Source organism: Nocardioides sp. REDSEA-S30_B4 (assembly GCF_001627265.1).
In the GTDB taxonomy this organism is placed as follows: domain Bacteria; phylum Actinomycetota; class Actinomycetes; order Propionibacteriales; family Nocardioidaceae; genus Nocardioides.
This window is the reverse complement of the sequence record NZ_LUPI01000026.1, coordinates 1-24,719: the sequence shown is the minus strand read 5'-3', so window position 1 is coordinate 24,719 and position 24,719 is coordinate 1. Positions and strand designations below refer to the sequence as shown.

The 24,719-nt window shown below is 71.9% G+C and carries 25 protein-coding genes; 19 read left to right on the top strand and 6 right to left on the bottom strand.

Annotation, left to right across the window (positions count from 1 at the left end):
- Window positions 1-13: 13 nt before the first annotated feature.
- Entirely contained in the window at window positions 14-922 is a 909-nt protein-coding gene (locus A6R01_RS06980) for an RIO1 family regulatory kinase/ATPase (RefSeq protein WP_292604750.1), read from the bottom strand.
- A gap of 356 nt (window positions 923-1,278) precedes the next feature.
- Here A6R01_RS06980 and A6R01_RS06975 point away from each other — a divergent pair, with 356 nt between their 5' ends.
- The 6 genes from A6R01_RS06975 to A6R01_RS06950 all read left to right on the top strand — a co-directional run bounded on the left by A6R01_RS06975 (window position 1,279) and on the right by A6R01_RS06950 (window position 8,201).
- Window positions 1,279-2,064: an ABC transporter ATP-binding protein gene (locus tag A6R01_RS06975; RefSeq protein ID WP_292604749.1), complete on the top strand. Its 786-nt coding sequence runs from the start codon at window positions 1,279-1,281 to the stop codon at window positions 2,062-2,064.
- Window positions 2,061-2,870: an ABC transporter ATP-binding protein gene (locus A6R01_RS06970; RefSeq protein WP_292604748.1), complete on the top strand. Its 810-nt coding sequence runs from the start codon at window positions 2,061-2,063 to the stop codon at window positions 2,868-2,870. Before A6R01_RS06975 ends, A6R01_RS06970 begins: the two co-directional genes overlap by 4 nt.
- Window positions 2,867-4,744 (top strand): AMP-binding protein, encoded by a 1,878-nt coding sequence (locus A6R01_RS06965; RefSeq protein ID WP_292604747.1) that lies wholly within the window; start codon window positions 2,867-2,869, stop codon window positions 4,742-4,744. The genes A6R01_RS06970 and A6R01_RS06965 overlap by 4 nt, the downstream gene beginning before the upstream one ends.
- Window positions 4,741-5,628 carry a branched-chain amino acid ABC transporter permease gene (locus A6R01_RS06960; protein ID WP_292604746.1) on the top strand — a complete coding sequence of 296 codons (888 nt, stop codon included), beginning with the start codon at window positions 4,741-4,743 and terminating at the stop codon, window positions 5,626-5,628. The genes A6R01_RS06965 and A6R01_RS06960 overlap by 4 nt, the downstream gene beginning before the upstream one ends.
- Window positions 5,625-6,797 carry a branched-chain amino acid ABC transporter permease gene (locus tag A6R01_RS06955; RefSeq protein WP_292604745.1) on the top strand — a complete coding sequence of 391 codons (1,173 nt, stop codon included), beginning with the start codon at window positions 5,625-5,627 and terminating at the stop codon, window positions 6,795-6,797. Before A6R01_RS06960 ends, A6R01_RS06955 begins: the two co-directional genes overlap by 4 nt.
- Window positions 6,798-6,905: 108 nt before the next feature.
- Entirely contained in the window at window positions 6,906-8,201 is a 1,296-nt protein-coding gene (locus A6R01_RS06950; RefSeq protein ID WP_292604744.1) for an ABC transporter substrate-binding protein, read from the top strand.
- A gap of 91 nt (window positions 8,202-8,292) precedes the next feature.
- On the opposite strand, the gene ddaH is transcribed toward A6R01_RS06950, so the two are convergent.
- Window positions 8,293-9,072 carry a dimethylargininase gene (gene ddaH, locus A6R01_RS06945; protein WP_292604743.1) on the bottom strand — a complete coding sequence of 260 codons (780 nt, stop codon included), beginning with the start codon at window positions 9,070-9,072 and terminating at the stop codon, window positions 8,293-8,295.
- A gap of 57 nt (window positions 9,073-9,129) precedes the next feature.
- On the opposite strand from ddaH, the gene gabT reads away from it, so the two are divergent.
- The 7 genes from gabT (at window position 9,130) to A6R01_RS06910 (ending at window position 16,679) form a co-directional block, all read left to right on the top strand.
- Complete coding sequence (gene gabT / locus A6R01_RS06940; RefSeq protein ID WP_292604742.1) at window positions 9,130-10,449, top strand: 4-aminobutyrate--2-oxoglutarate transaminase; 1,320 nt, start codon at window positions 9,130-9,132, stop codon at window positions 10,447-10,449.
- Window positions 10,450-10,476: 27 nt separating this feature from the next.
- Window positions 10,477-11,574: a 1-deoxy-D-xylulose-5-phosphate reductoisomerase gene (dxr, locus tag A6R01_RS06935; RefSeq protein ID WP_292604741.1), complete on the top strand. Its 1,098-nt coding sequence runs from the start codon at window positions 10,477-10,479 to the stop codon at window positions 11,572-11,574.
- A gap of 21 nt (window positions 11,575-11,595) precedes the next feature.
- Window positions 11,596-12,957 carry an RIP metalloprotease gene (locus tag A6R01_RS06930; protein ID WP_292604740.1) on the top strand — a complete coding sequence of 454 codons (1,362 nt, stop codon included), beginning with the start codon at window positions 11,596-11,598 and terminating at the stop codon, window positions 12,955-12,957.
- A gap of 192 nt (window positions 12,958-13,149) precedes the next feature.
- Window positions 13,150-14,091, top strand: a complete 942-nt coding sequence (locus A6R01_RS06925) for a DUF559 domain-containing protein (RefSeq protein WP_292604739.1) — start codon at window positions 13,150-13,152, stop codon at window positions 14,089-14,091.
- A 150-nt stretch (window positions 14,092-14,241) separates the two neighbouring features.
- A complete protein-coding gene (gene ispG / locus A6R01_RS06920; protein WP_292604738.1) occupies window positions 14,242-15,393 on the top strand; it encodes a flavodoxin-dependent (E)-4-hydroxy-3-methylbut-2-enyl-diphosphate synthase in 1,152 nt (383 codons plus the stop codon).
- Between the two features lie 64 nt (window positions 15,394-15,457).
- The gene (locus A6R01_RS06915; protein ID WP_292604737.1) at window positions 15,458-16,303 is read left to right on the top strand and encodes a GNAT family N-acetyltransferase; all 846 of its coding nucleotides are present in this window, start codon (window positions 15,458-15,460) and stop codon (window positions 16,301-16,303) included.
- A gap of 13 nt (window positions 16,304-16,316) precedes the next feature.
- The gene (locus A6R01_RS06910) at window positions 16,317-16,679 is read left to right on the top strand and encodes a DoxX family protein (protein ID WP_292604736.1); all 363 of its coding nucleotides are present in this window, start codon (window positions 16,317-16,319) and stop codon (window positions 16,677-16,679) included.
- Between the two features lie 24 nt (window positions 16,680-16,703).
- Here A6R01_RS06910 and A6R01_RS06905 read toward each other — a convergent pair whose 3' ends face one another.
- Window positions 16,704-17,567: an LLM class flavin-dependent oxidoreductase gene (locus A6R01_RS06905; protein WP_292604735.1), complete on the bottom strand. Its 864-nt coding sequence runs from the start codon at window positions 17,565-17,567 to the stop codon at window positions 16,704-16,706.
- Between the two features lie 64 nt (window positions 17,568-17,631).
- Between A6R01_RS06905 and A6R01_RS06900 the strand changes: the two genes are divergently transcribed.
- Window positions 17,632-19,416, top strand: coding sequence for a proline--tRNA ligase (locus tag A6R01_RS06900; RefSeq protein ID WP_292604734.1), 1,785 nt, complete (start codon window positions 17,632-17,634; stop codon window positions 19,414-19,416).
- A gap of 43 nt (window positions 19,417-19,459) precedes the next feature.
- On the opposite strand, the gene A6R01_RS06895 is transcribed toward A6R01_RS06900, so the two are convergent.
- Complete coding sequence (locus tag A6R01_RS06895; protein WP_292604733.1) at window positions 19,460-20,113, bottom strand: TetR/AcrR family transcriptional regulator; 654 nt, start codon at window positions 20,111-20,113, stop codon at window positions 19,460-19,462.
- A 22-nt stretch (window positions 20,114-20,135) separates the two neighbouring features.
- Here A6R01_RS06895 and A6R01_RS06890 point away from each other — a divergent pair, with 22 nt between their 5' ends.
- The gene (locus tag A6R01_RS06890) at window positions 20,136-20,882 is read left to right on the top strand and encodes an HAD family hydrolase (protein WP_292604732.1); all 747 of its coding nucleotides are present in this window, start codon (window positions 20,136-20,138) and stop codon (window positions 20,880-20,882) included.
- 312 nt (window positions 20,883-21,194) lie between these two features.
- Here the strand turns inward: A6R01_RS06890 and A6R01_RS06885 are convergent, their stop codons facing one another.
- Both A6R01_RS06885 and A6R01_RS06880 read right to left on the bottom strand, forming a co-directional pair.
- On the bottom strand, window positions 21,195-21,653 hold the full coding sequence (locus A6R01_RS06885) for a DUF4439 domain-containing protein (protein WP_292604731.1): 459 nt from the start codon (window positions 21,651-21,653) through the stop codon (window positions 21,195-21,197).
- Window positions 21,650-22,141: a hypothetical protein gene (locus tag A6R01_RS06880; RefSeq protein ID WP_292604730.1), complete on the bottom strand. Its 492-nt coding sequence runs from the start codon at window positions 22,139-22,141 to the stop codon at window positions 21,650-21,652. The genes A6R01_RS06885 and A6R01_RS06880 overlap by 4 nt, the downstream gene beginning before the upstream one ends.
- Window positions 22,142-22,254: 113 nt before the next feature.
- Here A6R01_RS06880 and rimP point away from each other — a divergent pair, with 113 nt between their 5' ends.
- From rimP to A6R01_RS06860, 4 genes are all read left to right on the top strand, one after another.
- The gene (rimP, locus tag A6R01_RS06875) at window positions 22,255-22,767 is read left to right on the top strand and encodes a ribosome maturation factor RimP (RefSeq protein WP_292604729.1); all 513 of its coding nucleotides are present in this window, start codon (window positions 22,255-22,257) and stop codon (window positions 22,765-22,767) included.
- The gene (nusA, locus tag A6R01_RS06870) at window positions 22,767-23,744 is read left to right on the top strand and encodes a transcription termination factor NusA (RefSeq protein ID WP_292604728.1); all 978 of its coding nucleotides are present in this window, start codon (window positions 22,767-22,769) and stop codon (window positions 23,742-23,744) included. Before rimP ends, nusA begins: the two co-directional genes overlap by 1 nt.
- 125 nt (window positions 23,745-23,869) lie before the next feature.
- A complete protein-coding gene (locus tag A6R01_RS06865; protein ID WP_366925095.1) occupies window positions 23,870-24,220 on the top strand; it encodes a YlxR family protein in 351 nt (116 codons plus the stop codon).
- A gap of 118 nt (window positions 24,221-24,338) precedes the next feature.
- On the top strand, window positions 24,339-24,719 hold a 381-nt coding region (locus A6R01_RS06860; protein WP_292604726.1), incomplete at its 3' end, for a translation initiation factor IF-2 N-terminal domain-containing protein.

Here is a 24,719-nt window from a genome sequence, read left to right as displayed (position 1 = left end):
CGCCGTGGCCAGGTCAGAACGCGTGCGCCAGCAGCTCGGCGTACAGGTCGTGCTCGTCGACCTCCAGGCCGCGGGCGCGGAACCAGGTGCACATGTTGCGGCAGTCGCGCAGCAGGAAGTCCATCCCGTTGACGTTGCCGACCAGGTCCACCATCTGCGGCAGATCGATGACCACGAGCCGCTCGTCCGCGGCCAGGGTGTTGTACGGCGACAGGTCGCCGTGGACGAGGCCGGCCTGCACCATCGTGGCCATCGCCTCGCGCAGCTGCTCGAAGTACGACCCGAGCAGGTCCGCGTCGGGCCGGGCCTGCGCCAGCCGCGGGGCGGTCTCGGGGCCGTCCTCGCCGTCGACGGTGATCCACTCCATCAGGACCTCGGTGCCGTCGACCTGGACGGGGTAGGGGACCGGCAGGCCGAGGGACCACAGCCGGCTCAGGGCCCCGAACTCGGCCCACGCCCACTGCCCGGCGGCGACGCTGCGGCCGTAGGCGGACTTCTTGGCCATCGCCCGGTTGTCGCGGGTGTTCCGGACCGCGCGGCCCTCGGTGTAGGCCGCCGAGCGGTGAAAGGAACGCTGCTCCTCGCCGCGGTAGCGCTTGGCCACCATGACGACCGCGTTCCCGGGTCGGTCCTCGGCGCCGGGGACGGCGCGCTCGAGGAGGAACGCGTCGGCCTCCTTGCCGGTCTTGAGGACCCCGAGGTCGGTGTCGACGGCGGCCTGGGAGGTCACGACCCAGTCGGGCCGCGGCTCGGGTCCCCGGGCGAGGGGCTCGACGCTGAGCCAGGTGCTCCAGCGCTGGGTGGTCTCATCGACCTCGTCGCTGCTGCGGAAGTCGAAGACGAAGGCCGGGTCGATGCCGGCGTACTGCTGGGGGTGCTGCTGCTCAGGGTGACGGGACGACGTCCCAAGAGGTGTGGTCACTGCGGGTGCTCCGGTGGGTGAGGAGGGGGTGGTCTGCAGGCAGGCCGAGGACAGTCGTCGACATGTCACGCTCCTTCACGCTCGGGGCGGCGCCCCGTGCCGGACGCCGTCGCTCATGCTCCCGGGAGGACACGACGGGGCGCCACCGGTTTTCGCGCCCGCTTCCGCTCGGCGGCACCAGGTGGTCTGGACCAGTGGCGTGGCGGTGCGGCCAGCGCGCCGCGATCTTGGCGGTTCGCCAACGTACTGCCCAGTAGTGCGCGTGGCCGGTTGACGCCACTCCCGAGGTGCCGCAGGGTGACGCCCCAAGGTGATGGCGGTCACACAGGTGGCCAGTGGGTGGAGGGGGCGGTGCCGTGCTGGCGGTCAACAACCTCGAAGTGGTCTACGACGACGTCGTCGTAGCCCTGCGAGGGGTCTCGATCGAGGTGCCCGACGGGCGCATCGTGGCGCTGCTGGGCGCCAACGGTGCGGGGAAGTCGTCGTTGCTGCGGTCCCTGTCGGGCCTGCTCGACGTGCACCACGGGGAGATCCGCAAGGGTGGTATCACGCTGGACGGTGAGTCCGTGGACTCCCTGCGCCCGGCGCAGCTGGCCAAGCGCGGCATCAAGCACGTGCTCGAGGGGCGGCGGATCTTCAAGGAGCTCACCGTCGAGGAGAACCTCCGCGTCGGTGCCCACGCCGCGCCCCGCGACGCCGGCGACAACATGACCCGCGTCTTCGACCTCTTCCCGCGACTGGTCGAGCGCCGGCAGCAGACCGCCGGCTACCTCTCCGGCGGTGAGCAGCAGATGCTCGCCATCGGTCGCGCCCTGATGTCGGGCCCGCGCTACCTGCTGCTCGACGAGCCCAGCCTGGGGCTGGCGCCCCGGGTGGTCGGGCAGATCCGCGACATCATCGTGGAGATCAACAGCCAAGGCACCGGCGTGCTGCTCGTGGAGCAGAACGCCACCATGGCGCTCTCGATCGCCCACCACGGCTACGTCATGGAGACCGGTCGCGTCGTGATGGACCGGCCCGCGTCCGAGCTGCTCGCCGACGACGACGTCCGGGAGTTCTACCTCGGCATCGGGGGAGACGAGGAGCGCACATCCTTCCGCGACGTCAAGCACTACCGCCGACGCAAGCGGTGGGCCTCGTGAGCGCCCCGCAGACCGTGGAGCAGACGGAGGCGCAGACGGTGGAACCGGTCCTGGTCGTCGACGACGTGCGGCTGACCTTTGGGTCGGTCACGGCCGTGGACGGGGTCTCCTTCGACGTACGCCCCGACGAGCTGTTCGCGCTCATCGGCCCCAACGGCGCGGGGAAGACCAGCGTCTTCAACATCCTCTCCGGCGTCTACCGGCCCCAGCAGGGCTCGGTGAAGCTGCACGGCCACGAGCTGGTGGGCATGCGTCCGCCGGCGATCGCGCGGCTCGGCATGGCCCGGACCTTCCAGAACATCGAGCTGTTCGCCAACCTCACCGTCCTCGACAACCTGATGCTCGGGCGGCACCAGCACATCGGCTACGGCCCGCTCGCCGCCCTGGCGTGGGTCGGCAAGGCGCGCCGTGAGGAGCTCGCGCACCGGGCCCGGGTGGAGGAGATCGTGGACTTCCTCGAGCTCACGGCATGGCGCACTCTGCCCGTCGGCCTGCTGCCCTACGGCGTGCAGAAGCGCGTGGAGCTCGGTCGGGCGCTGGCGATGGACCCCCGTCTGCTGCTGCTCGACGAGCCGGTGGCGGGCATGAACCAGGAGGAGACCGAGGACATGGCCCGGTTCATCGTCGACATCCGCTCGGAGCTGAAGGTGCCGATGATCATGGTCGAGCACGACATGGGCCTGGTGATGGACCTCGCCGACCGCGTGCTCGTCGTCGACTTCGGCAGCCCGGTCGCCACCGGCACGCCGGAGCAGGTCCAGCGCGACCCCGAGGTCATCCGCGCCTACCTGGGGGCGGACGCATGAGCGGCGCAGGCACCACCACCGCGCCCACCGTGGGCACCACCACCGTCGCGACCCGGGTCCGCGACCGTGCGGCCAGCGACCCGACCGCGGTCGCCATGCGGCACAAGGACCTCGGTGTGTGGAAGGAGATCAGCTGGGCGGAGTACTGGGACACCGTGCTCACCACCGCCCACGCGCTGCTCGCGCTCGGCGTGGAGTCGGGCGACCGGGTCTCCATCCAGTGCGAGAACCGCCCCGAGTGGCTCGAGCTCGACATCGCCACCGTCGCGGTCGGCGCGATCACGGTCGGTCTCTACCCGACCAACCCCGCCGCCGAGGTCGCCTACCTCCTCTCGCACTCGGGGTCGTGCATCCACCTCGCCGAGGACCAGGAGCAGCTCGACAAGGTGCTCGAGGTCATCGACCAGTGCCCCGACCTGCGGCGCATCATCACCGTCGAGCGCCGCGGCATCGAGGGCAGGTACGACGACGACCGGCTGCTCGGCTGGCCCGCCCTTCAGCAGCTCGGTCGCGAGCACCGCGCCGCGCACCCGGGTGCGGTGGAGGCACGGATGGCGGCGGCGCAGCCCGACGACGTGCTGACCCTCGTCTACACCTCCGGGACGACCGGCCCGCCCAAGGGCGCGATGCTGACCCACGCCAACATCGCCTTCGGCCTGAAGACGGTGGTGGAGGAGGCCTCGTTCGTCGACCCACCGGCCGGCCCGGACGACCTGACGCTGAGCTACCTGCCGCTGTGCCACGTGGCCGAGCGCTTCTTCACCACCTGGTACAACGCCGGCGCCGGCACGCAGGTCAACTTCGCCGAGTCCATCGACACCGTGGCGGCCAACCTCACCGAGGTGCAGCCGACGCTGTTCTTCGCGGTGCCCCGCATCTGGGAGAAGCAGCTGGCCACGGCGCGGATCAAGATCGACTCCGCGACGCCGGTCAAGCGGGCCTGGGGACGCTTCTGGCTGGCTCGTGCCGAGAGGACCGGTGAGCTCCTCGAGCGCACCGGCGGCAACCACACCCTCGGCAGCAGGCTGACCTACCTGGTCGGCTGGGTTCTCTTCTACCGCGCGTTCCTGGTGCGGCTCGGCCTGCGCCGGGTCCGCTACGCCAGCTGTGGCGCGGCGCCGGTCGCACCCGACGTGCTGCGCTTCTTCATGGGTGTCGGCGTGCCGATGCACGAGGTCTACGGCATGACCGAGAACTCCGCGATCGCCACCGCCAACCGCCCAGGCCGGGTGCGCCTGGGCACGGTCGGTGAGCCGTTGGAGGGCGCCGAGGTCCGGCTCGACGACGGGACGGGAGAGGTGCTGACGCGCCACCCGGCGGTCTTCAAGGGCTACTGGCGCGACGAGGAGGCGACGGCCCGCACCATCGACGCCGACGGCTGGCTGCACACCGGCGACGTGGGGGAGTGGGTCGGGGGCACGCACCTGCGGATCACCGACCGAATGAAGGACATCATCATCACCGCGGGCGGCAAGAACGTCTCGCCCTCGGAGATCGAGAACCTCCTGAAGGCCTCGCCGTACGTCAAGGAGGCCGTGGTCGTCGGTGACGGCCGCAAGTACCTCACCGGCCTGATCGGCATCGAGCTGGACACGGTCTCGGACTGGGCCCAGCGCCGTGGCCTGGCGTTCACGACGTACGCCGACCTCGCGGCCAAGCCCGAGGTCCACGAGCTGGTCGCCGGGATCGTCAAGCAGGTTAACGAGCGGCTGGCCACCGTCGAGCAGCTCAAGGACTTCCGGCTGCTGCCCAAGGAGCTCGACCACGAGGACGGCGAGCTCACCGCCACGCAGAAGGTCAAGCGAGCCGCGGTCGCGGCGACGTTCGAGGAGCTGGTCTCTCAGATGTACGCCGTCCCAGGAGGTGCTCGATGACCGAGCTCCTCACCGCGGTCTCGATCGGCGCCGGCAACGGCTCGGTCTACGCCCTGCTCGCGCTGGGCTTCGTCATCATCTACAAGGCGATGTCGGTGATCTCCTTCGCCCAGCCCGCCTTCATGCTCTCCGGGGCGGTCCTGGTGAGCCACCTCTCCCCGCGGATGGGCTTCGTCGCCGCCGTCGTGGTGGGCACGATCGCGATCGCGGTCGTGGCGCTGGTGGTCGAGCGGGTCGCGGTGCGTCCGATGGTCGGCAAGGCCGTCTTCGTCATCGCGATCATCACCATCGGCATCGACATCGTGGTGCGGGTCGTCGCCGGCGCCTTCGTGGGTGTCGACCCGCGCACGATCGGGGACCCCTGGGGTCTTGACGTCACCACGATCGGTGGGGTCCAGGTCCAGCACCGGCACATCGCTGCCTTCGTGGTGACCGGCCTGGTGGTGGCCCTGCTGTTCGCGTTCTTCCGGTTCACGCGGATGGGGCTCGCGATGCGGGCGACGGCGCTGGACCAGGAGGCCGCGATGGCCCAGGGCGTCGACGTGGGGCGGGTGTTCGCGGTCTCGTGGGCGCTCGCCGGCGCCCTCGCCGCGATCGCCGGGGTGTTCGCCTCGGCCGGCAACCCGATCGACCAGAACCTCTGGATCATCGCGCTCACCGCGCTGCCCGTGATCATCCTCGGCGGCCTGGACTCCCTCGGCGGGGCCGTGCTCGGCGGGCTGGTGATCGGCATCGTGCAGGCGGTCGTGTCGACGTACCACTCGACGTGGTTCCCGTTCCTGGACACCAACTCGGGCGCGATCGTCCCTTACGTCCTGATGCTGCTGGTCCTGCTCGTGCGACCGCAGGGTCTCTTCGGCACCAAGGAGGTGGAGCGGGTATGACCGCCACCCAGCACGAGCCCGGCCGCACCGGACGGGGCTCCGACGCCCCGGCGTCCACCAAGCCCCGCCGCCGCTGGGGCCGGCCGACGCTCTACACGAGCTACGGCCAGGAGATGGCGCTGCTCAACACCCGGGCCAAGCAGCTGGGGGTGCTGGCGATCATCGCGGTCGCCGCCTACCTCCCGCTGACCCTCGAGGACGACCTCCTCGCACTCCTCGGCACCGGCCTGGTGCTGGCCGTCGGTGCGATCGGGCTCAACCTGCTCATCGGGTACGCCGGGCAGGTCTCGCTCGGCCACGCGTTCTTCGTCGGGGTCGGCGCCTACACCGCGGCGGTGCTGGCCGGTGACCCCGACGGCCGCTACCTCGGCTTCGGCGTCTCCGAGGCCCCGGTGTGGATCGTGGCCGCGGGTGTCGTGGCGGCGCTGTTCGGGGTGGTGGTGGCGCCGCTGGCCACCCGGCTGCGCGGTCTGTACCTCGCAGTCGTGACCCTCGGCCTGGTCTTCATCGGGCAGTACTTCTTCGCCGAGTGGCGTGAGATGTCCGGTGGCCCGGGCATCGGTCGCGAGTCGGCGGTGCCGGTGGTGCTGGGCAACGACCTGACCCGGGACGGTGCCTACACCGAGGAGCAGAAGCTGTTCTGGCTGTTCCTGGTGGTGCTGGTGATCATGGCCCTGCTGGGTCGCAACATCGCCCGCTCCCGCATCGGCCGCGCCTTCGCCGCCGTCCGGGACCGCGACATCGCCGCCGGGGTGATGGGGGTGGAGCTGGGGCGCTACAAGCTGATCGCCTTCACGATCTCCTCGTTCTTCGCCGGGGTCTGCGGCTCGTTGCTCTACGTGGGGAGCGGTCAGTTCAGCCCCGAGCAGTTCGGGCTGCTGCTCTCGGTGCAGTTCATCGCGATGGTGCTCATCGGCGGCGTCGCGACGATCTCGGGCTCGATCATGGGCGCGCTGCTGATCGCGCTGCTCCCGCGGTTGTCCTCGGAGCTGCCGGCGTTCCTGCCCTTCGTCTCCAGCAGCCCCACCGACCACCCGAACGTCTTCGAGGTCGAGGTCGGGCTCTACGGCGCCCTCATCGTGGCGTTCCTGCTCTTCGAGCCGCGCGGCCTCTTCGGCATCTGGCTGCGGATCCGCACGTACTGGAAGAGCTTCCCCTTCTCGTACTGACCTGACTGACCTGATCCATCCACCACCCACACCACCCACACCACCCACACCACCCACACCATACAGACGACCGGGACGCCGACGTCCCGGCACACCACAGGAGGAACCGTGAGAAGAAGCGTGCGACGGCTCGGGGTGCTCGCGGCCGTGACGACCCTGGTCCTGGCCGGCTGCGGCCGTGACGACGGGGGCTCCGAGGCCGAGGGCGAGGCGACCCTCGGCACCGGCGTCACGTCCGAGCCGTGCCCGGACGCGGTCGACGAGTCCAAGGGCTGCATCTACCTCGGCATCATCAGCGACCTCACCGGTGTCTTCGCCGGCGTGGGCGTGCCGCTCACCGACGGCGGTCAGGCCTTCTGGAAGCGCGTGAACGAGGAGGGCGGCATCGGCGACTACGAGGTCGACGTCACCACCTACGTCAAGGACAACAAGTACGACCCCGACACCCACGCCGAGGTCTTCGCCGAGATCAACGACGAGGTCCTCCTGATCGCCCAGTCGCTCGGCACCATCGCCACCGAGGCGATGCTGCGCGACAACGACGCCGACGAGCTGCTGGTCCTGCCCGCGACGCTCGGCTCGAACTGGCTCTTCGAGGACCGCGTCCTGGAGATCGGCACGTCCTACTGCGCCGAGGGCATGAACGCCGTCGACTACGGCGTCGACGAGCTCGGCGCCGACAAGGTCGCCGCGGTGCACTTCCCCGGTGACTACGGCGACGACACGGCGGTCGGTGCCCGGATCGCCGCCGAGGCGCGGGGCGCCGACTTCACCGACATCACGACCGGTCCCGGCGCCGACCAGCAGACCGCCGCGGTGGCGGAGGTGCTGAAGTCCGAGGCCGACATCGTCGTCGTCGCCACCGGTCCCCTCGAGCTCGCCGCCGTCGTCGGCGGTGCCGTCTCGCAGGGCTTCCAGGGCAAGTTCGTGGGTGCCATCCCGACCTGGAACGCCGCGCTGCTGCAGAGCCCGGCCGCCCCGGCGATCGAGGCGTCCTACCTGTGGGCCAGCTCGTTCCCCGGCTACGACGCCGACACCCCGGGCCACGAGGCCATGCGTGAGGCCGCCGGCGACGCCCCGGCCAACGAGTACTTCGCGATGGGCTGGTCCGGCGGCTACATCCTCAAGGCGCTGCTGGAGGAGGCCGTCGAGTCCGGCGACCTCACCCGCGGTGGCCTGCTGGAGATCGCCTCCTCGATGTCGGGCGACATCGAGAGCGAGGGGATGCTCCCCGACGGTTCCGGCAACTACGCCGGCGACCCCAACGAGGCCGCGGTCCGCGTGACCCAGCTGTTCACCCCGGCCGCGGACACCGACGCCGGTGTCGAGCCCATGGGTGACATCTTCACCGGCCCGACCGCCGAGGGCCACGACTTCACCGAGGCCTGCTACCTCCAGAAGTGACCCCCTCGCGGTAGTCCGCACCTGGACGCACGCACAGCACCGAGCCCCGTCCGGCACCCGCCGGGCGGGCCTCGGTGCTGCACGCGGCGGCTCAGGTGGGCTGGGGCGCACCTCGTAGCCGGACCGACAGGCAGGTCACGCATCCCTCGAGCTTCTCGAGCTCCCTGATGTCGACGGCCACGACCCGCAGCCCACGCTCCTCGAAGCGGGCCCGGGTCAGCGGGGCGGCGCTGGACATCAGGACGGTGTCCTCGTCGAGGACGACCACGTGGCAGCCCGGCTCCTCGGGGACCGACTCGTAGCGCTCCCACACCCCTCGGTCGTCGACGACCGGGTCCCACCCGATCACGGTGCCGTCCGGCAGCGCGGTCACCGCGGACTTCAGGTGCAGCACCTTCGCCAGCGGTACGCCGACGACGACCGCCCCGAGCGGCGCCAGGTGCGCGCGGAGCTGGTCGACGGCACCCGGCGTCGTACGCCCTCCGAGGCCGACCCAGACGGTGCCGTCGTGCTTGAGCACGTCGCCGCCGTCGAGGGTGTCGGGCGCCTCGATCCGCTCGATCCGGTAGCCGAGGTCGCGTAGCGCGGCCTCGGTCCCGGCTGTCTCGGGCTTGCGCTCGTCGGCGCCGGGTCGGCTGATCACCGCGACGTCGTCGTAGACCACGACGGTGTCCTCGACGAACACGGCATCCGGGCAGTCGTCGGCGGGCTCGACCTCGATCGTGCGCCAGCCCTCGGTGTGCAGGGCGTCGACGTAGCCCTGCCACTGGCGCAGCGCGAGGTCCGAGTCGACGGGGCTGCGCTCGAGATGGGTCACCAGACCCTCGGCGACGCGGGGACCGGGGCGGCGGACGAGCGCGAGCTTCTTCATGGGGTCATCCTGTCCGAGGGGAGCGACGGTCGGGCTCCGGTGTGCGAGAGTGGACCCATGATCCAGCAGATCCGCCGTCTCGTGACCGATATTCCCGGACCTCGTTCGACAGAACTGCTCGATCGCAAGAAGTCCTTCGTCGCCGATGGTGTCGGGACCACCCTGCCCGTCTTCGTGGTGGAGGCCGGCGGCGGGGTGCTCGTCGACGTCGACGGCAACAGCCTCATCGACCTCGGGTCCGGCATCGCGGTCACCACCGTGGGCAACAGCGCCCCGGGCGTCGTGCGCCGGGTGGCCGAGCAGCTCGAGGCGTTCACCCACACCTGCTTCATGGTCACCCCCTACTCCGGCTACGTCGACGTCGCGGAGAAGCTGTCCGCGCTGACCCCCGGCGACCACGCGAAGAAGTCAGCGCTCTTCAACTCCGGCGCCGAGGCCGTCGAGAACGCCGTCAAGATCGCCCGCGTGGCGACCGGCAAGGACGCCGTGGTCGTCTTCGACCACGCCTACCACGGCCGCACCAACCTCACGATGGCCATGACGGCCAAGAACATGCCCTACAAGCACGGGTTCGGCCCGTTCGCGGGCGAGGTCTACCGCGCACCGATGTCCTACCCGCTGCGCGACGGGCTCTCCGGCGCGGAGGCCGCCGCCCGCGCGATCGACGTGATCGACAAGCAGGTCGGCGCCACCAACCTCGCGTGCGTCGTGATCGAGCCGATCCAGGGCGAGGGCGGCTTCATCGAGCCGGCGCCTGGCTTCCTGCCCGCGGTGGCGCAGTGGTGCCGCGACCACGACGTGGTCTTCATCGCCGACGAGATCCAGTCCGGCTTCTGCCGCACCGGCGACTGGTTCGCCTGCGACCACGAGGGCGTCGTGCCCGACCTGGTCACCACCGCCAAGGGCATCGCCGGCGGCCTGCCGCTCGCGGCGGTGACCGGTCGCGCCGAGCTGATGGATGCCGTCCACGCCGGTGGGCTGGGCGGTACCTACGGCGGCAACCCGCTGGCGTGTGCCGCGGCGCTGGGTGCCATCGAGGAGATGGAGGGCCACGACCTGGTCGCTCGCGCGCGCGAGGTCGAGGCGCTGGTGCGCGCCCGGCTGGAGAAGATCGCCGCCGAGCACCCGGTCGTCGCGGAGGTCCGCGGCCGCGGCGCCATGCTGGCCATCGAGCTGTGCCGGCCGGGCACCCTCGAGCCCGACGCCGCTCGCGCGGCGGCCGTGTCGGCGTACTGCCACCGCCAGGGGGTCGTGACGCTGACCTGCGGCACCTGGGGCAACGTCTTCCGCTTCCTGCCCCCGCTGTCGATCTCCGACGCGCTGCTCGAGGAGGCGTTCGACGTGGTGGCCGAGGCGTTCGCCGCGACAGCGCCCTGACCGACCGGGCCTGACAGACTCTGGCTCGTGCAGCGTCGCGACGTCGTCATCCTCGGCTCCACCGGATCCATCGGCACCCAGGCACTCGACCTGGTGCGTGCGAACCCCGACCGGTTCCGCGTCGTCGGCCTGACCGCCGGCGGCTCGAACCCCGACCTCTTCGCCCAGCAGGTCGAGGAGTTCGCCCCGGCGGTCCACGGGCTGGGGGAGGAGGCGTCGGTCGACGTCGCCGCGCACCCCTGCGACGTCGTGCTCAACGGCATCACCGGCGCCGTGGGGCTGCGACCCACGCTGGCGGCGCTCGACGCGGGGAGCACCCTGGCGCTGGCCAACAAGGAGTCGCTGATCATGGGCGGCCCGCTGGTGCTGGACCGCGCCGCGCCCGGCCAGCTGGTGCCGGTGGACTCCGAGCACTCCGCGATCGCGCAGTGCCTGCGCGGCGGTGCCCGCGACGAGGTACGCCGGTTGGTGCTCACCGCGAGCGGTGGCCCCTTCCGCGGGCGCACCCGCGAGCAGCTCGCGGACGTCACCGTCGCCGACGCGCTCGCGCACCCGACGTGGGCGATGGGCCCCGTCATCACGATCAACTCCGCGACGCTGGTCAACAAGGGGCTGGAGGTCATCGAGGCGCACCTGCTCTTCGGGGTGCCGTTCGAGGAGATCGAGGTCGTGGTGCACCCGACGTCGGTGGTCCACTCGATGGTGGAGTTCCACGACGGCTCGACCCTGGTGCAGGCCAGCCCACCGACGATGAGGATCCCGATCGCGATGGGCCTGGCCTGGCCCGACCGGGTGCCCGACGCGGCGCCCTCGGTGGACTGGACGCGTCCGGAGACGTGGGAGTTCTTCCCGCTCGACGACGAGGCGTTCCCGGCCGTGTCGCTGGCCCGCGAGGCCGGGGGAGTGGGCGGGACGGCCCCATGCGTCTACAACGCCGCCAACGAGGTGGCCGTCGACGCGTTCCGAGGAGGGAACCTCCCGTTCGTCCGGATCGTCGATGTGGTGGCCGAGGTGCTGCGCTCCCACGACGTACCCTCGGAGCAGGATCTCTCGCTCGACGACGTCCTCGGGGCCGATGCATGGGCCCGCGAGGAGGCGCTCCGCGTGATCGCCTGCACCCCCTGACGGACCCTCCCGAGGAATGTGATGACCGCTCTGCTCTACCTGCTCGGCGTGGTGCTGTTCGTCGGCGCCATCCTGGTCTCGATCGGGTTGCACGAGCTCGGCCACATGATCCCGGCCAAACGGTTCGGCGGGAAGGTCACGCAGTACTTCATCGGCTTCGGCCCCACCGTGTGGAGCCGGCAGGTGGGCGAGACCGAGTACGGCCTCAAGGCGATCCCGCTCGGCGGCTACGTCAAGATCGTCGGCATGCTCCCGCCGGGGGCCGCCGAGCTCGGCGAGGTCACCTACGACGCCGAGGGCCAGCAGGTCACGCGGGTGCGGAAGTCCAACACCGGCTTGTTCACCCAGCTGATCTCCGACGCCCGCGCCGCGGAGTGGGAGCTCGTGCAGCCCGGCGACGAGGACCGGCTGTTCTACAAGCTGCCGCCGTGGAAGAAGATCGTCGTGATGGCCGGCGGCCCGTCGGTCAACATCCTCATCGCGTTCGCGCTGTTCTGGGGCATCTACGCCACCTACGGCAACGTCGTCGACATCGAGGCCGAGGCCGGTCCGCCGGTCATCGACACCGTCTCCGAGTGCGTCATCCCCTTCACCGAGGAGGGACGGGCGTGCACCGACTCCGACCCGCTGGCTCCGGCGTACGAAGCCGGCCTGCGGCCCGGTGACGTCGTCACCTCGTTCAACGGCACCCCGGTCACCGGCTGGGACCAGCTGCGCGAGCTGATCCGCGGCAACGCCGACGGCGACGCGGTGATCGGCTACGAGCGCGACGGGCAGCTGCTGACCGGCGAGACCTCCACGACCGTCCAGGCCCGCCCGACCGGCGACTCCACCGAGACGCTCACCGAGGTCGGCTTCCTCGGTGTGACCCCCACAGTCCGCTACGTCACCGAGACCGGCGGGCCGATCTACACCGCGCGCCAGATGGCCGGGATGACCAAGGACACCGTGGTCGCGCTCGGCCAGTTGCCGGTCAAGGTCTGGGGCGTGGCCAAGGCGATCGTCGGCGTCGAGGAGCGCGCGATCGACAGCCCGGTCTCGATCGTCGGCGGCGGCCGGATCGCCGGCACCGTGTCGTCCACCGACCAGCTCGACGTGGCCGAGAAGGCGGTCTCGCTGGCCGGCCTGGTCGCGGGCTTCAACCTCTTCATCGGCCTGTTCAACTTCCTGCCGCTGCTGCCGCTCGACGGCGGCCACATCGCCTCCGCGACCTGGGAGTGGGTCCGTCGCGGCTGGGCGCGCCTGTTCCGCCGTCCCGACCCCGGCTACGTCGACGCCGCCAAGCTCCTGCCGGTCGCCTACGTCGTCGCCTCCGCCCTGCTCGTCATGGGCGTCGTGCTGATCGTCGGCGACCTGGTCGTGCCCGTGCAGTTCGACGCCTGATCGGTCGCGGGGCGCCCTTGGCCGCACGCGGCGGGACGTCATACGCACAGGACGTCCACTCCTGCGTCTCGTATGACGTCCCACGGTGCCGCCGCAGCCCGCCGCACGTCCACAGGCCGCTCCGACGCACGCGGATCCACAGCCCACCTGACGACCCGCCTGACACCCGACGGCGCCGGGGATCGTCGAGGGATGCCCACCTCGACCAGCATCGACCACGAGCTCCTGCAAGCCGCACGCGCGGCGGCGGAGACCCAAGGAGCCGTCGTCTCGCGCCGCCAGCTCTACGCGCTGGGCGTTCCCCGGTGGCTGGTCGCGAGGGAGATCAGGGCGCGTCGCTGGGCGCGTGTGGGTGACCAGGCGGTCTGCGTCCACAACGGACCCCTCAGCAGCGACAGCCATCGCTGGGCGGCCCTGTTCGTCGGCGGCCCCCGGGCGATGCTGGACGGTGCGTCCTCGTTGGTCGCCTCCGGCCTCCAACGCTTCGACGAGGGCCGGGTGAGGGTCTCGGTCCCGCGCGGGGCGCGCATCCGCCATCGTCGCGAGTACGACGTCCGCCAGACCCGACGGTGGTCCGCCGCGGACCGCGTGGAGGGCCCGGGCATCCCCAGGACCCGACCGGCCGTCGCAGCCCTCCGGGCGGCGCTATGGGCGAGGACCGACCGCGAGGCGACGTACGTCGTCACCGCGGCGGTCCAGCAGGGGCTCGTGCGCCCCGAGCAGCTCGGCCTGGAGCTGTTGCGGGTCCGGCGCGACCGGCGCCGCCCATTGCTCCACGAGCTCGTCAACGAGCTGCTGGACGGCGCTCGGTCGCTGGGCGAGCTCGACGTCGCGCGTGCACTGCGCGAGCGTGGCCTTCCGGCTCCGGCCCGTCAGGTGCTGCGTCGAGACGGCCGGGGTCGCTACTACCTCGACCTCTACTGGCCGCAGTTCCGCCTCGTCGTCGAGGTCGACGGCATCCACCACTCATGGGCCGAGAACGTCGTCGGCGACGCGCTGCGCCAGAACGCCCTGACCATGCAGGGCGACCGGGTGCTGCGGCTCCCACTCCTGGGCTTTCGCCTGGAGCGTGAAGCGTTCCTGGACCAGGTCGAGGAGGCCATGGTCGCCGCAGGGTTCCGGCGCGCTGCCTGAGCCCGCGTGGGACGTCATACGTACGACGGCAGTGGACCTCCCGTCCGTATGACCTCCTGAGCCGACCGCGTGGGACGTCATACGTACAGCGGCAGTGGACGTCCCCTCCGTATGACGTCCCACCGCACCCCACTGAGTAGCCTGGGAGCCATGACCTCGATCAGCCTCGGGATGCCGTCCGCCCCTCCGCCGGTGCTGGCCCCGCGCCGTCAGACCCGCCAGATCCAGGTCGGGAAGGTCGGGGTGGGCTCGGACCACCCGATCTCGGTCCAGTCGATGACCACGACGCTGACCTCCGACGTCAACGCGACCCTGCAGCAGATCGCCGAGCTGACGGCCAGCGGCTGCGACATCGTGCGTGTCGCGTGCCCCAGCCAGGACGACGCCGACGCGCTGCCGGCGATCGCCCAGAAGGCGCAGATCCCGGTCATCGCCGACATCCACTTCCAGCCCAAGTACGTCTACGCCGCCATCGAGGCCGGCTGCGCGGCGGTCCGCGTCAACCCGGGCAACATCCGTGCCTTCGACGACCAGGTCAAGCAGATCGCCAAGGAGGCCGCCGACCACGGCACGAGCATCCGCATCGGCGTCAACGCCGGCAGCCTCGACAAGCGCCTGCTGGAGAAGTACGGCAAGGCGACCCCCGAGGCGCTGGTCGAGTCCGCCAAGTGGGAGGCCAGCCTCTTCGAGGAGCACGGCTTCCGCGACTTCAAGATCTCGGTCAAGCACAACGACCCGGTCGTGATGGTGCGCGCCTACGAGATGCTCGCCGCCGAGGGCGACTGGCCGCTCCACCTCGGCGTCACCGAGGCGGGCCCCGCCTTCCAGGGCACCATCAAGTCCGCGACCGCCTTCGGCGCGCTGCTGAGCCAGGGGATCGGCGACACCATCCGCGTCAGCCTCTCCGCGCCGCCGGTCGAGGAGGTCAAGGTCGGCATCCAGATCCTCGAGAGCCTCAACCTCAAGCCGCGCCGCCTCGAGATCGTCTCCTGCCCCAGCTGCGGCCGCGCGCAGGTCGACGTCTACAAGCTCGCCGACGAGGTCACCGCCGGTCTCGACGGGCTCGAGGTCCCGCTGCGCGTGGCCGTCATGGGCTGCGTCGTCAACGGCCCGGGCGAGGCCCGCGAGGCCGACCTGGGCGTCGCCTCGGGCAACGGCAAGGGCCAGATCTTCGTCAAGGGCGAGGTCATCAAGACCGTGCCGGAGTCGAAGATCGTGGAGACGCTCATCGAGGAGGCCATGCGCATCGCCGAGGGCATGGAGGCCGTCGACGGCGGCACCGCCGAGGTCACGGTCGGCTGACCCGCCGGTGTCCGCCACGGCCGAGCGGCCACGAGCCCTTCGTCGTACGCCGTAGGCTGCCCGCGTGCTGACCACCCGCGACGGCGTCCGTCCCCTCGGCGTCGCGGACCTCGAGGAGTTCCTGGCCCTGGCCGGCCGCGACCCGGTGGTCAACGTCTTCGCCGACTACCGCGCACGCACCACGAGCCTCGAGCCGCGCTGGCTCGGCGGTGAGGTGTGGGGCCGCTTCGAGGGCGGCCGGATGCGGGCCGCCTGCCACGTCGGGGCCAACCTCGTGCCCGTCCAAGCCACCCCCGACGACGCGCGAGCCTTCGCCGAGAGGGCGATGTCCAAGGGGCGGATGGCGTCCACGGTCGTCGGGCCCCACGACGCGGTCAAGGCCTTCTGGCAGGCCGTCGCCACGACCTGGACCAAGCCCCGCGAGATCCGCTGGCAGCAGCCGCACCTCGAGATCGCCGGTCCGCCGCTGGTGGCGCCCGACCCCCGGGTACGCCGCACCACGCGGGAGGACATGGCCGAGCTGTACCCCGCGTGCGTGGCGATGTACACCGAGGAGGTCGGTCTCTCCCCGGAGATCGGCGGCGGGGCCGACCTCTACCGCGCGCGCGTCACCCAGCTGGTCAGCCGCGGCTGGTCCTTCGCCCGCTTCGACGAGGGCAGGTTGGTCTTCAAGGCCGAGGTGGCGTGCGCCTCTCCGACCGCGGCGCAGATCCAGGGGGTCTGGGTCCCGCCGGACCGGCGCGGCGAGGGCCTGGCCTTGGCAGGCATGGCAGCGGTGGTCGAGCTCGTGCGCCGCGAGATCGCGCCGACGGTGTCGCTCTACGTCAACGAGTGGAACGAGCCGGCGCGCCGCGCGTACCGCTCGGTAGGCTTCGCCGAGACGGCACGCTTCTCCACCATCATGTTCTGACAGGCTGTGACGCGTGACCCTCTCCCGCACCGCCCGCCTCGTCGCCACCGCCTTCACCGTCAACGGGGTGCTGCACCTCGTCCGACCGCAGGTCTTCGAGCCGGCGATGCCGGCGTGGGTGCCGGCACACCGCGAGATGATCGTGTGGAGCGGCTACGCTGAGCTGGCGTGCGCCGCGGGCCTGGCGGTGCCGCAGACCCGCAAGGTGGCCGCGCTGGCCGGCGTCGGGCTGCTCGTGGGTGTCTACCCGGCCAACGTGCAGATGGCCGTGGACGCCATGGCCGGCGACAAGCCCGCCTGGAAGGCGCTCACCCTGGCCCGGCTGCCGCTGCAGTGGCCGATGATCCGCGCCATGTGGCGCACCGCCCGCGGCTGAGCGCCCGCACCCCGGCCGAGCGGGTCACAGCGTCGGCAGCAGCGCCGCCACCTGCTCGAGGACCCGCTCGTCGGCGGCGTACGGCGCCTCCGGCCGCGGCCAGTGCGTGATCGCGTCGGTGAAGCCGAGCTCGGCCACCCGCCCGACGAGGTCGGTGAAGAGCTCCACGCTCGACAGCGACATGCGCCCGGCGCCGCCGAACAGCGTGCCCGCCGAGTCCAGCAGCACGTAGCGGGGGAGGACCCGACCCTCCAGCGCGTCGTCGAGCACCCGGCTGCTCGCGGCCAGCCCATCCAGCCACTCCTCGACCGTGCCGGTCGAGGGGCCGGTCGTCACCCACCCGTCGGCGACCCGCGCGGCGTACCGCACCGACCGCGGCCCGTTGCCGGCCACCAGCAGGGGAGTGCGGTCCAGGCCCGGCAGCGTGCGCGCGTCACGGACGGAGAACCAGCGCCCGTCGGCGTCGACGTGGTCCTCCGAGCGCAACCGCACCAGCAGGTCGACGTCCTCCTGGAACCGGTCGACCCGCTCGCGCACTGACATCTCCGGCTGCGCCAGCAGGCGAGAGTCCAGGTCACCCCCGGTGCCGAGGCCGAGCAGCAGGCGACCGTCCGAGACGTCCTCGAGTGCCTGTGCCTCGCGGAAGAGCTGGTAGGGGTGGCGGAAGTTGGGGGAGGCGACCAGCGTGCCCAGGCGGATGCGCGAGGTGGTCGCGGCGACGGCGCCCAGCCCCGGCACCGCCGCCCGCCACGGCGCGTCGGGCAGCCCGCCCCACACCAGGTGGTCGTAGGTCCAGGCGTGGTCGAAGCCCATCTCTTCGGCGGCGCGCCAGCGCGGAGCCGCCTCCCGCCACGGCAGGTCGGTCAGGAGGGTGATGCCGATGCGCATGACCCGAGTCTGGCACCGGATACCGGATCGATCCGGAGCGCCCCGGCGCCGTACCCTTGCGGCCATGAGCGCCCGTCACCCCCGCGTCCTGCGGATGTCGTCCCTGTTCGTGCGCACCCTGCGCGAGGACCCCGCCGACGCCGAGGTGCCGAGCCACAAGCTGCTCGTCCGTGCCGGCTACATCCGTCGCGCCGCCCCGGGCATCTACACCTGGCTGCCCCTCGGCCTGCGTGTGCTGCGCCGCATCGAGGGCATCGTGCGCGAGGAGATGGACGCCATCGGCGCCCAGGAGCTCAGCTTCCCCGCGCTGCTTCCCCGTGAGCCCTACGAGGCCACCAACCGGTGGACGGAGTACGGCGACGGCATCTTCCGCCTCAAGGACCGCAAGGACGGCGACTACCTCCTCGGCCCCACGCACGAGGAGATGTTCACCCTCGTGGTGAAGGACCTCTACAGCTCCTACAAGGACCTGCCGCTCTCGATCTACCAGATCCAGACCAAGTACCGCGACGAGGCACGGCCCCGCGCCGGCCTGCTGCGCGGGCGCGAGTTCACGATGAAGGACTCCTACTCCTTCGACGTCGACGACGCCGGTCTGGAGGAGAGCTACCAGCAGCACCGCGACGCCTACGTCCGGATCTTCGACCGACTCGGTTTCGAGTACGTCGTGGTGAAGGCGACCTCGGGCGCCATGGGCGGCTCGCGCTCGGAGGAGTTCCTCGCCAAGGCCGAGGTCGGCGAGGACACCTACGTCCGCTGCACCACCTGCGACTACGCCGCCAACGTGGAGGCCGTCGAGGTGCGTCCTCCCTCGGCCCAGCCCGTCGAGGGAGCGCCCGCCGCGCACGCCGAGCAGACGCCGGACACGCCCACCATCGAGTCGCTGGTGACGCACCTCAACGAGGCGTTCCCCCGCGAGGACCGGCCCTGGGCCGCCGCGGACACCCTCAAGAACGTCCTGGTCCAGCTGCGCCATCCCACCGGTGAGCGCGAGGCGCTGGCCATCGGCGTGCCCGGCGACCGCGAGGTCGACCTCAAGCGCCTGGAGGGCCAGCTCGAGCCCATCGAGGTCGAGCCCATGGACGAGGTGGCGCTCAAGGAGCACCCCGCCCTGGTCAAGGGCTACATCGGTCCCGGCGGCATCGCCGCGGCGGGCATCCGCTACCTCGTCGACCCTCGCGTGGTCGAAGGCACGGCCTGGGTCACCGGCGCCGACGTCGAGGGCAGCCACGTCCTCGACCTGGTCGTGGGCCGTGACTTCACCCCCGACGGCACCATCGAGGCCGCCGAGGTCCGTGACGGCGACGCCTGCCCCCGGTGCGACGACGGCACGCTGGAGAGCGCCCGCGGCATCGAGATGGGCCACATCTTCCAGCTCGGTCGTAAGTACGCCGAGGCGCTGGACCTCAAGGTCCTCGACGAGAACGGCAAGCTGGTCACCGTCACGATGGGCTCCTACGGCATCGGCTGCACCCGCGCGGTGGCGGCCATCGCCGAGGGCACCCTCGACGACATCGGGCTGTGCTGGCCGCGCAACGTCGCGCCCGCCGACGTGCACGTCGTGGCCGCCGGCAAGGACGAGGCCGTCTTCGCCGCCGCCGACCGGATCGCGCTCGAGCTCGCCGAGCAAGGTGTCGAGGTCCTCTACGACGACCGCGCCGGCAAGGTCAGCCCCGGCGTGAAGTTCAAGGACGCCGAGCTGATCGGGGTCCCGACGATCGTGGTCGTCGGCAAGTCCCTGGCCGAGTCCGGCACCGTCGAGGTCAAGGACCGTCGCAGCGGCGAGCGCACCGACGTCGCCGCCGACCACGTCGTCGACCACCTCGTGGGCCTGGTCTCCGCGGGCTGAGGCCCCTCGACCCGGCTCGGCGTGACGGGGGTGGGTGCGTGGGTCAGGACAGGCCCGGCACGAGCGCGAGGACGGCGGCGCGTGCCTCCTCGCGGGCGGCGATCGGGTCCTCGGCCGCCGCGACGTAGAGCGCGGCCTCGCCCAGCGCCCCCATCAGCACGTGGGCCAGGGCAGCCACCGGCGCCTCGGCGGGGGCGAGCGCGCGCACGCTGTCCTCGACCAGACCGATCGCGTGCCGGTGCCCGACCTCGCGCCAGGCGCGCCAGCCGAGCGCGGCGGGGCCCTCCACGAGCGTGATGCGGTGGATCGTCGGGTCCGCACACGCGTCGAGGTAGGCGTCGAGCCCGGCGAGCAGCCGGGTCGCGGGGTCCGTCGGGTCGTCGCATGAGTCCATGGCACCCGAGACCCGGGCCACGACCTCGGCCTCGACCGACTCCAGGACCGCGGCGAAGAGACCGGACTTGCCGTCGTACTGGTGGTAGAGCGCGCCGCGCGTCACCCCGGCTGCCCGCGCCAGCTCGTCGGTGGCGACGTCGGCGAAGCCCTTGGTGCTGAAGAGCCGCCGCCCGGCCTCGACCAGCGCCGCCCTGGTGGTCGCGTTGCGCTCGGCCTGGGTACGCCGACCCGACGCCGGCGCTCCGGCGGGCTGCTGGGCGGGCTGCTGGGCGGGGCTGGTGGTGTCCCGATGGGTGTCCATGGTGTCGCCTATGGTGCCCTGCATGACGACGGGCGACGCACCGCAGGGCCGATCAGCACCGGCGGTCGAGGCGGTCATCTTCGACTGGGGCGGCACCCTCACCCGGTGGCACGACGTCGACTTCCACGCCGAGTCCCTCGCGCTCGCCGAAGCCGTACGCCGCACGCCCACCCCCGACGACGACCACCACGCCCACGCGGCGCGGCTGCACGCAGCGGGGAGCGTGGTGTGGGGTCGCAGCCGCGACCACCAGCAGTCGGCCACCATCGAGGACCTCTTCACCGAGGCCGGTCTCGACCACGACCCCGAGCTGCTCAGCGCCTACTACGACTTCTGGGAGCCGCACACCCTCACCGACCCCGAGGTCGAGCCGCTGTGGCGCTGGCTGCGCGCGCAGGGGATCGCGGTGGGCGTGCTGTCCAACACCATCTGGCCCCGGGCCTGGCACCGCGGGTTCTTCGAGCGCGACGGCGTGCTCGAGCTCATCGACGGTGACGTCTACACCTCCGAGATCCCGTGGACCAAGCCGTCACCGCTCGCGTTCGCGGCGGCCATGGAGGCCGTCGGGGCGAGCGACGCCTCGCGCTGCGTCTACGTCGGCGACCGGCTCTTCGACGACGTCTGGGGTGCTCAGCAGGCCGGCCTGCGTGCCGTGCACGTGCCCCACTCCACGATCCCCGTCGAGCAGGTCGGCCACACCGAGGGCGTCCCCGACGCCGTCGCCCACCGGCTCTCCGACCTCCGCGACATCGTCACCGGCTGGCTCTGACCGTCGAGAGGTCGCTCGCGCACGGCCGAGAGGTCGCTCGCGCACGGCCGAGAGGTCGCTCGCGCACGGCCGAGAGGTCGCTCGCGCACGCGACATCCGACTGCAACTTTCTGCATTGCAGATTTCTGAGGGAACGACGAGGAGTGATCCGGCTCGACGCGGGGGCAGGATGCGTGCGGGTCGGCGCGGTGCCCCCGCCGCAGCCGTCGTCCCGGCCTCCCGGGGAAGATCTCGGGACTTCCTTCGGGAGGCCGGGCCTCTCGGGCCCCGCCCCTCTCGGCCCGCCCGTCGAGGCCGGTCCCCGGAGCGCGATCAGGAATCGATGAGGTCGCCCGCGCCCGGTAGCGGCTCCGGCTCCGCGCCGAACGCGACCGCCGACACGGCCAGCTCACCGAGGACCCCTGCGGCCCAGCGCCGCGTGCCGCTCGTCGTGCTCGCGACCAGGAACGCCCACGCCTGGGTGCCGGTCAGCTCCACGCGCGCGGCGGCGCGCTCGACGTCGACCGGCCGTCCCAGTGGTGACGGCACGGCGTAGGCGGCCTGGCTGCCCACGGGTTCCTGACCCAGGTCCAGCAGGAGCGCGTGCAGCCGGTCGCGGCGACCACGGTGCGCGGTCCAGGCGCGTTCGACGCGCGCGAGGAGGAGCGGGGTGGCCGAGGCCGAGGTCGCCGCGCCGAGGGCCCCGAAGGTCCAGACGGCTGCGTGCTCGACCGCCAGCACCCGCTGCAGGGCGTCCGCCACCTGCTCGGACGCGAGTCCGGTGCCGCTCATCGCTCCTCCTCCAGCAGGGCGAGCTGCTGCGCCACGCCTGCCGCCGACGCCGCGAGGGCGCGTGCCAGCGGACCGGACTCCGCGGCCACCGACCACGTCACCAGCCTGCGGACCAGCCGCTCCTCCGCGCGTACGACGCTGCGCAGCGCCTCCGGGGCCCCGCCCGGGACCTCGGGACCCTCGGCCGGGCCGGTGCGACCCTCGGGGTCCAGCACCGCGAGCTGGTCGCGGTGGGCGCGCTGCAGGCCGACGAGCCGGGGGCGCAGGGAGGGGTGGGCGCGGCGGGCGGCCCGCACCAGTGCCAGGGCCGCGACGAGGTCGGTGCGGGCCTCGTCGAGCAGCGTCTCGTCGGGACCGTCGGAGCGACCTCGGGTCCCTGCGGGCCGGGGAGTGGCGCCCTCTCCGCACCCCGTGGCGACGACGCCGAGCGTGAGTCCGCTCACGACGAGCGCCGTGCGGCGGCTCGGGGCGGGCATCGGGGTGGGCACCGAGAGACCCTAGGTCATGCCGGTGGCCGCTAGGGTGTGCGGACCGGTGAGCCGAGCAGGCGCCGGCTGCACGACCCAGCACGCTCTCAACCGAACATCGGAGGACGCACCTCGTGAACAGTGCCAGTCAGGACGCGACGAGGGAGCGGATCGAGTCCGCGCTCGCGGAGCCCCTCGGCGCCCTCGGCCTCGACGTGGAGGCGGTGGAGATCACCCCCGCGGGCAAGCGACGCGTGCTCCGCGTGGCGGTGGACAAGGACGGCGGGGTGACGCTCGACGACGTCGCAGACGCCACCCGCGAGGTCAACCGGGTCCTCGACGAGACCGACGTGATGGGGGAGCAGCCGTACACGCTCGAGGTGACCTCGCGCGGCGTCGACCGACCGCTGACCCTGCCCCGCCACTGGCGGCGCAACGAGGGCCGCCTGGTCAAGGTCGCGCGCGAGGACGGCTCCGCGGTGACCGGACGGATCCTGGAGGCCGGCGAGGAGTCGGTGGCCCTGGAGGTCACCGGTCGCCGCACCGACCTGCCCTACTCCGGTGTCCGCAAGGCGCTGGTGCAGGTCGAGTTCAACCGCAAGGGCACTGGCGCCGACGACGGTGCCGACGAGGAGGGCGAGGACTGATGGACATCGACATGAGCATCCTGCGGATGCTGGAGCGCGAGAAGGAGATCTCCTTCGACGTCCTGGTCGAGGCCATCGAGCAGGCGCTGCTGACGGCGTACCAGAAGACGCCGGGCGCCTACGAGGAGGCCCGCGTCGAGCTCGACCGCAAGACCGGCCACGTGACGGTCATGGCCGCCGAGCTCGACGACGACGGCAACAAGGTCGGCGAGTTCGAGGACACCCCCGACGGCTTCGGCCGGATCGCGGCGACCACGGCGAAGCAGATCATGCTGCAGCGCCTGCGCGACGCCGAGGACGACATCAAGTTCGGTGAGTTCTCCGGCAAGGAGGGCGACATCGTGTCGGGGATCATCCAGCAGGGCCGCAACCCCGACGACGTCATGGTCGACCTCGGTCGCCTCGAGGCGCTGCTGCCCCCGGGTGAGCGGGTCCCCGGGGAGCGCTACGAGCACGGCACCCGGATCAAGTGCCTGGTCGTGTCGGTGCGCAAGGGCATGCGCGGCCCGCAGGTCACGCTCTCGCGCTCCCACCCGAACCTCGTCAAGAAGCTCTTCGCCCTCGAGGTCCCCGAGATCGCCGACGGCTCCGTCGAGATCGCCGGTCTTGCCCGCGAGGCGGGCCACCGCACCAAGATCGCGGTCGTGGCCCGCGGCCAGGGCGTCAACGCCAAGGGCGCCTGCATCGGCCCGATGGGCCAGCGGGTGCGCAACGTGATGGCCGAGCTGCACGGCGAGAAGATCGACATCGTGGACTGGTCGGAGGACCCGGCGACGCTGGTCGCGAGCGCACTGTCCCCGGCCCGCGTCACGTCCGTGGAGGTCGTCGACGCAGCGACCCGCTCGGCGCGGGTGGTCGTGCCGGACTTCCAGCTCTCCCTGGCCATCGGCAAGGAGGGCCAGAACGCCCGCCTCGCCGCGCGGCTCACCGGGTGGCGCATCGACATCCGCTCCGACGAGCAGCCCAGCGACACGTGAGGGACGCGGGTCACGCGGTCGGAACCGTGTGACCCGACCGCCCACCGCCCGGCGCCACGCCCGACCGCGGGGGTGACTCTCCCCGGTTCGGTCCGTCGACCGACGACGCGCTAAGGTGGACCCCGGTGGCTCGCCAAGACACAACCCCTACGCGCTCGGACCTCCCGTCCCCTGACGGCCCCGTCCGCACGTGCGTGGGATGTCGGCAGCGGGCCGCCAGACGCGAGTTGCTGCGTCTCGTGGTGGGAACCCACGACGGCCGACCGGCCGTGGTGCCCGATCCCACCGGGAGCGCAGCCGGCCGAGGGGCGCACCTGCACCCCACGACCGCGTGCTACGAGCTGGCCGTCCGACGGAAGGCCTTCGCCCGGGCCCTGCGAGCAGCAGGCGGGCAGGGGCTCACGACGGACGCGGTGGCGACGTACCTCACCCGCGTGCCCGACAGCCGCGACCGGACACCAGGCCCGGACGCATGACCAGGAACTGGAGCAGCAGCTCATGAGCACTCGATGAGTACTTCCCGATGAGTTTGCACCACCACTAGCGGTCTCGAGGGACACCCCGGACGAGGGTCTCGAGGCCAGAAGGAGAATTGTGGCCAAGACCCGCGTTCACGAGCTCGCCAAGGAGTTCGGAGTCGAGAGCAAGTTCGTTCTCGAGAAGTTCAAGGAGATGGGTGAGTTCGTCAAGTCGGCGAGCTCGACCGTCGAGCTGCCGGCCGAGATGCGCTTCCGCAAGGAGTTCGGCGAGAAGCTGAAGGCCGAGCAGGCCAGCGCCCCGACCGCGGAGAAGCCGGCTGCCAAGCCCGCTGCGAAGCCGGCCCCCAAGCCTGCCGACGAGCCGGCTGCCGAGCAGCCGGCCCCCGAGGCGCCTGCTGCTGAGAAGCCGGCCGCCACCCCGGGTCCCAAGCCCGGTCCGAAGCCCGGCCCGAAGGCTGCTCCGGCCCCGGAGCCGACCCCCGCCGCCGAGCAGGCC

Bases quoted from the DNA above. Each gene is read 5' to 3' on its own strand.
- A6R01_RS06965 (WP_292604747.1), top strand. From the start codon at position 2,867: ATGAGCGGCGCAGGCACCACCACCGCGCCCACCGTGGGCACCACCACC.
- A6R01_RS06960 (WP_292604746.1), top strand. From the start codon at position 4,741: ATGACCGAGCTCCTCACCGCGGTCTCGATCGGCGCCGGCAACGGCTCG.
- A6R01_RS06955 (WP_292604745.1), top strand. From the start codon at position 5,625: ATGACCGCCACCCAGCACGAGCCCGGCCGCACCGGACGGGGCTCCGAC.
- ddaH (WP_292604743.1), bottom strand. From the start codon at position 9,072: ATGAAGAAGCTCGCGCTCGTCCGCCGCCCCGGTCCCCGCGTCGCCGAG.
- gabT (WP_292604742.1), top strand. From the start codon at position 9,130: ATGATCCAGCAGATCCGCCGTCTCGTGACCGATATTCCCGGACCTCGT.
- A6R01_RS06930 (WP_292604740.1), top strand. From the start codon at position 11,596: ATGACCGCTCTGCTCTACCTGCTCGGCGTGGTGCTGTTCGTCGGCGCC.
- A6R01_RS06925 (WP_292604739.1), top strand. From the start codon at position 13,150: ATGCCCACCTCGACCAGCATCGACCACGAGCTCCTGCAAGCCGCACGC.
- ispG (WP_292604738.1), top strand. From the start codon at position 14,242: ATGACCTCGATCAGCCTCGGGATGCCGTCCGCCCCTCCGCCGGTGCTG.
- A6R01_RS06905 (WP_292604735.1), bottom strand. From the start codon at position 17,567: ATGCGCATCGGCATCACCCTCCTGACCGACCTGCCGTGGCGGGAGGCG.
- A6R01_RS06900 (WP_292604734.1), top strand. From the start codon at position 17,632: ATGAGCGCCCGTCACCCCCGCGTCCTGCGGATGTCGTCCCTGTTCGTG.
- A6R01_RS06895 (WP_292604733.1), bottom strand. From the start codon at position 20,113: ATGGACACCCATCGGGACACCACCAGCCCCGCCCAGCAGCCCGCCCAG.
- A6R01_RS06890 (WP_292604732.1), top strand. From the start codon at position 20,136: ATGACGACGGGCGACGCACCGCAGGGCCGATCAGCACCGGCGGTCGAG.
- A6R01_RS06885 (WP_292604731.1), bottom strand. From the start codon at position 21,653: ATGAGCGGCACCGGACTCGCGTCCGAGCAGGTGGCGGACGCCCTGCAG.
- nusA (WP_292604728.1), top strand. From the start codon at position 22,767: ATGGACATCGACATGAGCATCCTGCGGATGCTGGAGCGCGAGAAGGAG.